Consider the following 12,419-nt stretch of genomic DNA (forward strand, 5'->3'; position numbering starts at 1 on the left):
ATGAGCGAAAAAAAGTATTATAACTGGCAAGAAGTACTACATGATGCAAAACTCAGATTGCCTGGCTTCGTTTTCGATTTTATTCATGGAGGAGCAGGCGAAGAGCAATTATTGACACACAGCCGACGGGTTTTAGATCAGTTATCATTATTACCTCTAGTATTACGTGATACATCCGTACAGTCAACAACTCAGACATTATTTGGCACAAATTACACGCTCCCCATCGCCATTGCTCCAACAGGACTGAATGCGTTGATATGCCCTGGTGGTGACCAGTTGTTAGCAAAAGCAGCAAAAACAATAGGTATTCCATTTATATTGTCGACCGCAGCAAATTGTAGTATCTCAGACATAAAAACAGCAACCAATCAGCCCCCCTGGTTCCAGCTCTATGTAGTTAACCGTGATTCTGCTGCCTATCTGGTTAATTTAGCCCAATCAATGGAATGTGAAGTATTGGTTGTAACTGCTGATGTTCCCGTTGGTGGTCAGCGTTTGCGGGACATCAAAAATGGATTTACATTACCTTTCAGATTGAGTCCACGTATTCTATTCGATTGTATGAAGAATTTTTCCTGGAGCAGATCTCAATTTCTTGCCAGGAAAAAGCTTAGTTTTCCATTAATGGAATCGGGGCCCCTGTATAAGTCAGCAGATACAAGCTTATTCTCCCGCAATTTTGATCCTAGTATTTCCTGGGAGGACATCAGTCAACTCCGAAGGTTATGGAAAGGTAAACTGGTTATTAAGGGTATTTTACACCCCCAGGATGCACTCAGAGCCGTTGACATGGGTATAGATGGGATTATTGTATCTAATCATGGCGGAAGACAACTGGATATTGCTCCAACTTCAATTGAAATGTTGCCCTATATCGTAAACGCTGTTAAAGACAAAATAACCATATTAGTTGACGGAGGAATTCGCTCGGGTGAAGATATCTTAAAAGCCCTTGCGCTCGGTGCAGATACAGTACTCATTGGTCGGCTGGCTTTATATGGACTGGCAGCAGAAGGAGAATCAGGAGTTGTCAAAGTACTTAGAATGGTTCAGGAACAACTATTAAGAAATATGTCTCTTTTGGGCTGTACGAATCTGGAACAGCTTAGAAATACCGATGTGGTGAATAAACAGGTATTCATAGAAAAAAAGAAAATTATTTAAAGGAATTTATAACTCCAAATTCCTTTAAATAAAAATTCCACCGGCTATTCCAGTGCCGATCTTATACTCTGTTCCAATATAGATAAAGAATCAATATCACTATTTAGCGGGTAAATATCATCATATAGCGAAATTGTACGGTTAGCAGCTATCCTTACAGTTTGCGAAACATTCGGGCTGCGTGCATGGATCAAAAAAGGGTGCATCCATAATACATCGCCCGCATTGCCCGTAGCCTCTTCTACCGGAAAATCCTCTGCCTGATCAGCAATACCTTTTAATTCCTGATAAGATATGCCTGCTGATCCGCTTCTGTGCAGTAATTGTGCAATGTACTTGTGAGAGCCAATTCTCAATGCAGTTCCTCCTCCGCCCTTTTCAATGTTTGAAAACATTTCCATACCTGCAAGGCCCTGTTCAGGTGAGTTTAAATGGTGACAAAAATTTATGCCATCAACATGCCAGCCAGTTAATGGAGATTTCCACGGAGGATTAGAAAAGCCCGGAAACCGCAAAGGTATCCAGCCAAAACTATCCTTATTCGTATGCCATCTTCCCTCTCCCAGCAGGTCATCAATAGCGTCTACATATCTGGATGTAAAAAGATCATTCGCAGCATCAGTCTTGATAACCCGCTGTATTTCAGCAGCCGGCCTTGTCCATGTAGAACGATCGTTCATATCTTCAGGAATCATTTCCCAGACTTTAGAAGCCAGATTTTCAGCTGTTTGCTCACTAAATGCATTCCTTATAATTACGTAGCCTTTATTGATGAAAGAATCGACATCTTCTTCAGAAAGAACTTTTAGTTTTTTCAAATTAATTTTATCCATAACAAGTCTTCATTTTACCAATCAATCAATTCCCCCGTATATCTGAAAAATTTACCAGTATCCTCAGGTTTAAGCCCGGAGATAAAAGTAAAAATATGCTTACTACTGTCAAGTGCAGACATTGGAGCATCCTGACCACCTAGTCTTGTTTTTATCCAGCCAGGATGCAGGGAAACAGCAATAATATTTTCTGACAATAATTCTATGGAAAGATTCCGGATAATCATATTGGCAGCAGCTTTAGAAGCGCGATAACAATATCGCCCACCATCAGAGTTCTGAGAGAGGCTGCCCATCTCACTTGAAATACACACAATTTTACCCGTTTTTGCTAAAAAGATATTGTCTAACAGACTTGTGGTGATTTTAAGCACAGCAAAAGCATTTACGCCCATAGCTTTTTCCCAGACACTATAATCAATTTCTGTATAACTACCTTCTTTAACTATCCAGGCTGCATTATGGATCAAAAGATCAATAGGCTGGCCCTGCAAAGCCAGTTTTAGCTGCTGTATCTGCCCATGATTTGTCACATCAAGTAAATAGACATTTGCATCCGGAAATAACGATTTCAGATGCTGAACATCAGTAACTTCTTTACAGGTGGCAATCACATTCCACCCCGCACCGTAATAGGTTTCGGTTAGAGCTTTACCCAAGCCCTGACCTGTACCTGTTATAAAGACTGTTGGCATATACCTGATTAATTTTAAACTGATAAATTAAGATACATCCTGATTTACTTCCTTTCTATTGAACTTTTTAAGTTTGACAACTTTACTATATAGAAATTTTCTGTAAGGTTTCATAAACAAACTCCGGTAAGCGATTGGAAAACCCCAGTCTTTTAATGATGCATCCCAGAACTCTGTGATCAGTACACAAGGCTCACATGCATGTGTATAGTGCCACCAATGCGAAGGAATAAATAATATCTCACCTGCTTTTAGCTCGATCTCATAAGGCACTGCTTTTTTAAACATTGGAAACTTATCGTGATCTATATTCTCAATTCCGTCTTCAAAAGGCATCTGACTGCAAAACACAGATTCTCTTTCATCAAACCAGGAAAGTGGAGATTCTAAAAAGGTTTTAGGGTATAAATATGGAGTATCCTTTGGATCATACAGAACAAACCTCTTGCTGCCGGTAACCTGCTGTGCTATCGCGTGTCTTCCATTATGCCAGTGCATCCCCCTGAAAAAACTAATAAACATGGCAATTCTTCTTCGTTCCTTAAAGAACCAGGACAAATTATCCAGTTTATCTGAATTTTTCAAAAACTCAGGAGTCATGTAGCTATCATAAAGCTCGGGAAGAAAATCCAGCGCCAGCTGACAAATGGAAAACCTCTGATTCTCCGTTTTATCTACTTCACAACAAAGTGCCAGAGCTTTTGCCAACTCCATTTTTTTGATCAGGAAATCATCCTGAATAGTAGGTCCGGTTTCACCCCAGTCATATACATTGATTTTACTGGTACCTAACTCTTTGCTAAGAAAATCAAAATTCCATTTGAACTGGGGCAGATCTTCGTTTACTCCAGTTATCAGCACCGGTTTTCCGAGATTAAGATACTTGGTTCTAAACTCTTCTTCAGTAGGACGGTGAATCCTGTCGATGGTCATAGGTTCCATAATATGATTATTTAAAGGTTAATAATTCTATTCTAAAAAATAATTTATAAATCAATCAATAAGTCAGTATACCGATGTTTCTGTTCCAGCAAGCTTATAGTCTCCGGCCAGGGCTGTGAATTGCCTGTATGCCAGAATAAAAACCGCTTATTCTGATGAGAAGCAGCCTCCTGAATCATATATTTAAATACTTTACGTGTATAAACAGGATCCAGGTGTAAACCTGCCACCTCTGTCAGATCAGATTCAATAGCCAGTGGTGCTGTTACCTCTCCAAATGCAAGTTCAAATGCACAATGAAATACCGGCTCATCTATTTCTATCAACCCATCGCTAACCAGTTCCTGATCCCTGATAAGTTTTACCACTTCAGCAGCTTTATTAAAGAAATCCTTACCCGGAGCATCCTCATGCGCCAATCCTACGATAACCAGCTTTGCTTTTAGTCCTGATACCGCCAATCCGGCTGCCATACCAGCAGCAGTAGAAAAGGAAGCCCCAGCTACATAAATCCGATCAATTTCTTCATTCTGTAATTGTGCAGCCAGTTCAATGACAGCTTCTGCCTGCGCAACTGCTGCGTCAAGATCTCCACCACCAAAACCTATAAAATAAGGGGTCCTTCCTTCTTCTTTTAATCTGTTCATCTCACTTACCACCACAGGAGACTGACGGTGGAGTAAAGTGCCCGCCGGAACAGGTAAAATCTGTGTTCCTGATGCAGCTATTATATCCAGATTAAATCTGGCTGTTTCGCTGTAAACCTGTGGCTTTAATATGGCTACAACATCAAGGTTAAATCTACTGGCAAAAATGCTCGCCGCAGCAACAGCATTAGAACCTGAACGTGCTGTCATTAAAAGCGTGTCCGCACCAGCCTGTAATGCACAATATAATTGACGATTAAGATTCCTGACCTTACACCCCCCAAATTCAGCAGTCATCCGGTCGTCGCGTTTGACATATAAAGAACGTAATCCCAACTTAATAGCTGTTTCCCGGAATTCAGTCAAAGGTGACTTCGTCTGGAAAAGATGAACAGCATTTACTCCTTTAATATGCATAGCATTAAGATTTTTTTATGAATAAATAAAGCTGAAAAACAGCATGTGCATATGGAGTAACACAATTTCTGCGTAACACATTAAAGCCCTGTTCTTCCATCCAGGCACTGGTTATGAGTATCGGCGTATGCCCTATAACGACCATTACCCCTCCAATCTTTAACGATTCAGCAGCAGCCAGAAACAGTTCTTTCGCCACCTCACTTGTTACCACATCAAGATTTAAATGTCTGCAAATAACCACATCTACGCTTTTTTCTGAGCAGACAGGAATCAGGCTATTGCCAGCGCATACCTTATCTACACGTTCTTTTGCAATAGCTATCATATTAGGATTCAGATCCTGCCCAACAGTACAGATTTCCGGGCTGATTTTTTTCAGATGAGCAAGAAATGCACCCGTTGAGCAGGCAGGATCATATACAATACTACCTGGAACCAGATATTCCATCAGTATATTTCCCGTCATCTCCCTTAAGAATATCTCATCGTCATCCAGCAACGATACATCAGTTGCACAATTATTCCAGTATTCTTCCGGCTGCGCTACTTCCTGACCATCAATCAATCTTTTTAGCGGGTAAATAAGTTCATCTAAAGGTGAAATCAGCGCAAATTTATCCTGTATGACCTCATCAGGTAATTTTTGATAGATAATTTCATAGCCCTCTGTCAGCTCTGCAAACTTTATCAATTTTCCAAATAACATATCAGGTTCAACAAGACAACTCTTTCTTCTGCTTTTTTCATCAGCGATATTTATTCTTGCCGGGGTTTTTCGTCCCACTAAATGCAGGTTATCCAGCTTTAATAAAAATATATCAAAGGGTTTATCGTTAAATCCGACAATGACCTTGCCTGTATTATTTTCTTTTTGCACAGGTGAATCTAAATTTGCATTCATAGTATTTTATATTTCCTGAATAAATGTTTTTAACGCTGCTGCTAATGCAGGGATATATGATTTTGAAAACAGCTCATGATGATTCCCGGGAACATATTTGACCTGAAGAGAAGGCAGGTGAGCATTTGTCCAGCCATTATTCATTCCAAGATCGAGATCAAGTTCTTCAGGACGATCCTCAGCCTTAAGTAAAGTTACCTTACCTTTATAAGTCATTTCCGGAGCAGAGAGAGCAAGAAGCCGATTCCTTTTAATTTCACGATTAAGCTCTGCTTTTAATTTTTCATCTATCTTATCTGGTACACTGTCAATAGATTTTCCGGTAGTTTGTTCTCCTAAAAATGCTATACGCTTAGAAAAATTATAACTGTCAATAAGCAGTACTCCGTCAGGTACACGACCATGATCTGACATCAGCCTTGCAATTTCAAGCGCTATAAGTCCGCCAAATGACCAGCCCCCCAGAATTACAGGACCATCGTCTGTATGTAACCTGATCCACTCTGTATATAAAGCAGCCATTTCCCTTAAAGAAGAGAACCCATCCGTTTTATGAAAACGGGGATCATCTATTACAATGATTTTTTGTCCCGGTAACAAAGCAGGTAACTGCCCGTATGCAATTGAAGTTCCTTCCACCGGATGTATCAGGACCAGAGGAATACCTTCACCTTCACCAATAGTGTAAATACATGGTGCTGCTCCTTCGCTACCATCATTTATAGATATCGCTTCAGCTAATGTAGCAGGTGTCCCGTACTTAAATAATAAAGCAACCGGAACTTTTGTGTCTTCTCCCAGTTTTTGTTGCAAAAGCATACAAAAGCGCATTGCAGAGAGCGAATGTCCGCCAGCAGTAAAGAAATTTTCATGTCTGCTAGCCGGAGGTGTATTCAGAATCTGTGTCCAAACGTCCCAGATAACCTGTTCTTTTTCTGACAGACTGGTCAGATCCATTGGCAATACAGCCCTTGTTTCAGGCTTTTCTGCAAACAGCTTATCCATATCTATTTTACCGTTAGCTGTTAACGGAAAATCCCCGATGATAAAAAGTTTAGAAGGACAGGCCCATACCGGAAGATGTTCAGTTAGCCAATTTTGTAATAATGTACTGACTTCCTCATCATTCATCCCCGGATCACAGGAAAGTTTTATAAAAGCAATTAACTCCACATCCTCCAACTCCGGATTAGGCATCACTGCTGCTTTCAGAACGAGTGGATGAGAGGCCAGTTGATACTCTACAAAACCCAGTTCTACCCGAAATCCTCTTATTTTTACCTGCCTGTCCTTACGTCCAATAAATTCAATCGATCCATCAGGTCTCCTTACCCCCTGATCTCCGGTACAGTAAAGACGTTCTCCGGGAAGACCAAAAGGATCCGGAATAAAAGCCGCTGCAGTTTTACGCGGATCTTTAAAATATCCGGCAGCAACTGCTACTCCTCCAATATATATCATTCCACAAACACCTTCAGGACATAACCGAAGTGCTTCATCCAACAGGTAAACCTGACAGTTTGCAGTGGGAAGCCCCAATGGCAACCTTTTTCCTCTTAAATCCACCTGATTACAATTCTGATCAAGCACACTGACAGATGCTTCCGTCGGTCCATATCCCTGCCAGACCTGAGCATCAGCCATTTTCTCTTTTATACGGCTGATATAAGCAGGATGAACCACCTCTCCTCCAGTGATTAACAACTTTATACCAGACAGCATAAAACTTTTGGTACCTGTAAGCAAAACTTCTCCAAATGAAGGCACCAAATGTAATGTATTAACCTGATTAGAACTGATCAACTCACAGATATGATCAGGATCTTTCATGTCTTCATCATCTGCCAATACAAGCGTCCCACCCTGTTGCACAGAAAATAGAATTTCCCATAAGCCAATATCAAATCCAGGTGCAGCATTAGCAAGCAGGCATGGATCAGGCCTATTATATAAATTAACCGTTGCCGTTACCCTGTTAGCTAACCCCTCTCTTGTCAGCATGACTTGTTTTGGAAGACCAGAGGTCCCCGACGTCATTAAAATAGCAGCTATGGGGTCTGGTATTTGATTATGAAATGACTTTTCTTCATCTCCTTGTACAAGATCAATAATAAATCCATTTGATTTCCAGGCATTTAATCTAAAATACTGTTTTGATGTTACTGCTAGATCAGGATTTCCCATCTTTTGCAATACATCACATATCATTTCATCAGATAAAGCAGGGTTAAAAATAACCGGCACCAATCCTGCTTTCCAGGCCGCAAGCGCAGCAATTACAAATGATACCGAACGCTCTGCACAGATAGCAATAATCTGACTGGAAGCTCTGGTCGTCATCGAAGAAGCTACTCTTAATACCGCTTTTGACAGTTCTTTCCAGCTTAATTTTTCTGTACCAGCAATAACAGCAATTTTATCCGGGAACTTATCAGCATTTATAAAAACATCTTCACTTAATCCGGTAGTGCTGATTTTAACAGGCAGTGCATGAGATCTTGTCTTTTTCAGCAGCACTTCCATCGATGGTAAAAATAAAGAAGCCAGGGTTTTTTCCGGAGTATAAACTAACTGATCCAGCAGATAGAAAAAATCTTCAGCAAACTGCACCATTGTTTCAACACTGAAATGCCGGCTATCATAATTAAAATGGAACTCCATAGGTGGGCCAGGCAATACGATCAACCCAATAGGATATTCTGTTTTTTCATTACAAAATCTGTCACGTATTTCAATATCAGCAACTTTGGTAGCAGGCAGGTGTTCATCAGGATAATTCTCAAAAGCAATAAGGCTGTCGAAAAGCCTTTTATCATTAGAGGTACGTCCTTCCCATTCCACCAGAATAGCTGCAAGCGGGAGAAAAGAATGATTATTTGCCGAAGCAAAATTCTCCTGCGTACTTAAGAGCAGTTCATGGAGAGTCCTTGCCGGACTCAGATCCGAACGAAGGGGGATTGTATTAATAAACAATCCTACTATATTTTCTGAATCTGTTAAAGCAGTTGGACGGCCGGAAACAGAGATACCATGTACAACATCTTTCTTACCAGTTCTAAAGCCTAAAAGTAAAGCCCAGGTTGCCTGAACATAAGCATTAACAGTAATGCCAGTTTGGGCAGCGGCAAGCCGGAGATCTGATAATTTCTCCTCAGAAATAGTAATTCTATCTGTCCTGAAATCACCTTCCACATACGAAGGCAATGCTGAAAAGAGCGTAGCCTCACCAAATCCTTTAAGTTTGTTTCTCCAGAATTCCCGGTCTTTAACTCCCGGTGGATTTTGCTCCAGCCAGGCAATATAATCGTGATAACTTCTTGGAGGAGTGCCTGCTACCGGTTTACCAGCAGTAAAATCTGCATAAAAGCGAAAGACATCTCCCCATATTAATGCCAGACACCATCCATCCAGCAGAATATGATGATGCGTCCAGATGAGCAGATAACTGTCATCTCCTGTTTGGGCAAGAGTGAGGCGAAAGAGTCCAGCTTCTTCCATATCAAATAACTGGCTTCTGTCACTGGCAAGAAACTCTTCCAGGCAAGCGTCTTTTTCCTCAGCCGTAACTGCTCTGTCTCTCCAGTCACAAAATTCCATTTGCCTTGCAGGCCGGCTATTGACATATTGAAGCGGAACTTCCAGTTTTTTCCATAAATAACCTGATCTTAATATTTCATATTTATTAACGGTTCTATTCCAGGCATCATTAAGACTTTTAATATCTAAAGAACCTTTTAATTCTATTACATTCTGATTCAGATAAGCATCCGATTCAGGCCAGTAGACGGTTCGCAGAAGTAGTCCCTCCTGAATAGGTGACAGCGGGTATAAATCTTCAGAATCCTTTAGGATATTTTTGATATCATCCAGCTGTACCTCATTAATTTTTGCCAATGGAAAATCTCTGGTCAGGCGGATCTCTACAGCATTACTTACTAAAGTATCCAGCAATAGATTACCTCTCATGATTTCAGGAATTAATCCAGGCCACTCACCGATTTTTTTATCCCAGCGCCATTCAATCCTATTCTCTCCGATCACCATTAATATTTCATTCTCGGCAGCAGAAAGATCTGCAACAGTGCTAAGCTCAAGGTCTGAAATATGAGTTACCAGGTCATTATCAGGAGATAATTCCTGTAAAACAACTCTGAATCTGATTCCTGTTTCTGAATCAGGCCCGGTGAATTGTCCTTTTCGGGCATTCGCAACATACTTTACTGTTTCTAAAAGATTACTCAATGAACTACTTGTCAACGTACAATAAAACGGCGCAGCCATCCGGCCAAAAAGTTTACTCAGATCAAAACCCAGACTATTCAGATAAGAGCGGCTTTCAGGCAATATAACCTGAATAGCCTCCATCCCGCTTTTCTCTAAAATCAAAGCAGCAGCAAACACAATAAGTGCCTCACTATACCTTTCCCGGCCAATAGCATTTTGATGCTTATCGTAGCATTTGGTCAGCAAATTGACTCCAACAGCACCAACCATTTCTTCTGAAAGTATAACAGGCATCGGGTAAGCAAAGTGCTTTGGTGTTTTATCCCAGTTGCATACTGATTCCTGTTCCATGAACCACGGCCTGTCCGTTGCTGCTTCCAGCAAATTGGGCAGATATTTAAGACTATACTGATCGGCCATTGCCGGATTAAAAACCAATAAACAAAGTGTCCCGTATTTTAAATCTGTATACATTGATGCTGCAAAAGGAATTGCTGTATCGTTAGCTACAATTATTCTTAATCTGCGTAATGTATCAATGAGGTTAGCAGAAGAATCAGAGAATTCAAAAGCTGTGTTACCATCAGGTGTATCAGCAATTAAATTTGCCAGATTCTTCAGTTTTTGTGCAAATAAATCTTCATTGCCCACACTGATCTGATAGACTATCACTGGTGCAGAAGATGCCCGGATCACAGGATCAGCATTTTTTAATAAAGCAGCCAGAGGGGATTCTATCTTCTCTTCAAAGCCAGCTTCTACTGCAAGATCAGCTAACTGACTTAATGCCGGATAATCGAAAATATCTTTGACCTGAAAAAGCAATCCTTTTTTACGTGCAGCAATTACCATCCGAATAGCCTGAATACTATCTCCTCCCAAAGAAAAGAAATTAGCTTCCGCATGATTTACTTCACATTTTAACAGGTCGCTCCATATGCCGGCCAGTAGACGTTCGGACGTAGTTTGAAGCGGTGTCTGAATTTTATCTTCTGCCGGACTAAAGAATGGTGCCGGCAGTGCTTTACGATCAAGCTTTCCATTAGTTGTGAATGGCATTTTATCAAGTATCATCATAAATGCCGGCTGCATATAAGCAGGAAGATGTTCTTTTAAAAATGCCGAAATCTTAGTGGTTTCTAATACCCGGTTAGCCCCTGGCAATAAATAAGCTATGAGTTGTGACACTCCATTATCACCAGTATGTGCCACCACTATACTGGTTGCAACCCCGGGAAAGCGATTTAATGTTTGTTCAATCTCTCCGGTTTCTATGCGGAAACCCCGGATTTTCACCTGAAAATCTGACCTGCCCAGAAATTCAATTGCCCCATCATCATTCCATCTGCCTATATCGCCTGTTTTATACATACGGCTACCAGGGATGTCACTAAAAGGATCAGGGATAAAACGCTCCGCAGTAAGCCCCGGCCGGTATAAATAGCCATCACCTACAGCTATACCACCTATATACAAATCCCCTACAGAATTAACCGGAACTGCTGATAAAGCTTCATCAAGAATATGCATCTGTACATTCTGGATCGGTTTTCCTATAGGTACAAAACCTCTGTGATCATCCGGATTAAAAGCCCAGGCAGTTACATCAATAGCAGCTTCTGTAGGACCATAAAGATTATAAACAGGTACATTCAGAATTCCCTGACAGGTCAAAGCCGTTTTCTTAGGCAATTCTTCCCCGCTGCATACAATTACTCTCAGAGATTTACAGCGCTCTACGCCTTCATATTCCATAAATGCGGCCAGCATTGTAGGAATAAAATGAATAATAGTTATATTTTCCTGTAGAATAAGTTCACTTAATTTCTCCGGATCACCACGATAGCCTTCAGGCGCAATAACTGCGCACGCACCTGTTAAAAGAGGAAGAAGCTGCTCCCAAACTGAAACATCAAATCCGAAAGCTGTCTTATGACAAATAAGATCATTTGTGGCAACAGAAAGATACCTTGCTTTCCATTGAAGTCTGTTTACCAGAGCACGGTGACTATTGATAGTCGCTTTAGGCATTCCTGTCGATCCGCTGGTATAAATAATATAAGCAGCATCAGTAGCAGTCCTCGTTTCATCCCTGTGAAAAACATAATCTTTTACAGTTATCAACTCAGAGATAGTCTGCACGACTAAAGATGGATCAGGATCTAGTCCGGAAATCCGCTCATTCACAAGAAGCATTTGAGTACGACTGTCTTTTAATAGAAATTTCAATCTTTCAACAGGCTGACTGATGTCTATCGGCAGATAGGCGGCCCCACATTTTAAAACAGCCAATACAGCGATAAGTCTTTCTGAACAAGGTAACATTCCAATAGCAACAATATCATGCCGGCCAATTCCCTGAGCCTGCATTGCAGCAGCATATTTTAATGTCTCGGATAAAAACACTTTCCTGCTTAAACGTTCCTGCTGATATGCACAGGCTATTGTTTCTTCATCTATAGCTAAATTAAAAATCAGATCATCTATTAGCACATCACTATCAAAAGAATAATGAGTGTCATTAAAAGAATTGATCTCATCCTGTTCATCCTGGCTTAATCCAAGTAGTCCGAATAAATTATCTATCACA

7 protein-coding genes are annotated in these 12,419 nt (G+C 40.7%); 1 reads left to right on the plus strand and 6 read right to left on the minus strand.

The window, feature by feature from the left end:
• Entirely contained in the window at positions 1-1,167 is a 1,167-nt protein-coding gene (locus tag PL_RS05550) for an alpha-hydroxy acid oxidase (RefSeq protein ID WP_052496134.1), read from the plus strand.
• Positions 1,168-1,211: 44 nt separating this feature from the next.
• On the opposite strand, the gene PL_RS05555 is transcribed toward PL_RS05550, so the two are convergent.
• From PL_RS05555 to PL_RS05580, 6 genes are read right to left on the minus strand one after another with little or no spacing between them, the layout of a single operon-like run.
• Positions 1,212-2,000, minus strand: a complete 789-nt coding sequence (locus PL_RS05555; RefSeq protein ID WP_041880011.1) for a phytanoyl-CoA dioxygenase family protein — start codon at positions 1,998-2,000, stop codon at positions 1,212-1,214.
• 14 nt (positions 2,001-2,014) lie between these two features.
• Positions 2,015-2,695 (minus strand): SDR family oxidoreductase, encoded by a 681-nt coding sequence (locus PL_RS05560; protein WP_041880008.1) that lies wholly within the window; start codon positions 2,693-2,695, stop codon positions 2,015-2,017.
• Positions 2,696-2,722: 27 nt separating this feature from the next.
• On the minus strand, positions 2,723-3,637 hold the full coding sequence (locus PL_RS05565) for a cupin-like domain-containing protein (RefSeq protein WP_041880005.1): 915 nt from the start codon (positions 3,635-3,637) through the stop codon (positions 2,723-2,725).
• A 44-nt stretch (positions 3,638-3,681) separates the two neighbouring features.
• Positions 3,682-4,701, minus strand: a complete 1,020-nt coding sequence (locus PL_RS05570) for a pyridoxal-phosphate dependent enzyme (RefSeq protein ID WP_041880003.1) — start codon at positions 4,699-4,701, stop codon at positions 3,682-3,684.
• A gap of 4 nt (positions 4,702-4,705) precedes the next feature.
• Positions 4,706-5,605, minus strand: a complete 900-nt coding sequence (locus PL_RS05575) for a class I SAM-dependent methyltransferase (RefSeq protein ID WP_041880001.1) — start codon at positions 5,603-5,605, stop codon at positions 4,706-4,708.
• 6 nt (positions 5,606-5,611) lie between these two features.
• A complete protein-coding gene (locus PL_RS05580; RefSeq protein WP_348621175.1) occupies positions 5,612-12,418 on the minus strand; it encodes an amino acid adenylation domain-containing protein in 6,807 nt (2,268 codons plus the stop codon).
• Between the last annotated feature and the right edge of the window lies 1 nt (position 12,419).

It is taken from the genome of Pedobacter lusitanus (genome assembly GCF_040026395.1).
Lineage (GTDB): Bacteria > Bacteroidota > Bacteroidia > Sphingobacteriales > Sphingobacteriaceae > Pedobacter > Pedobacter lusitanus.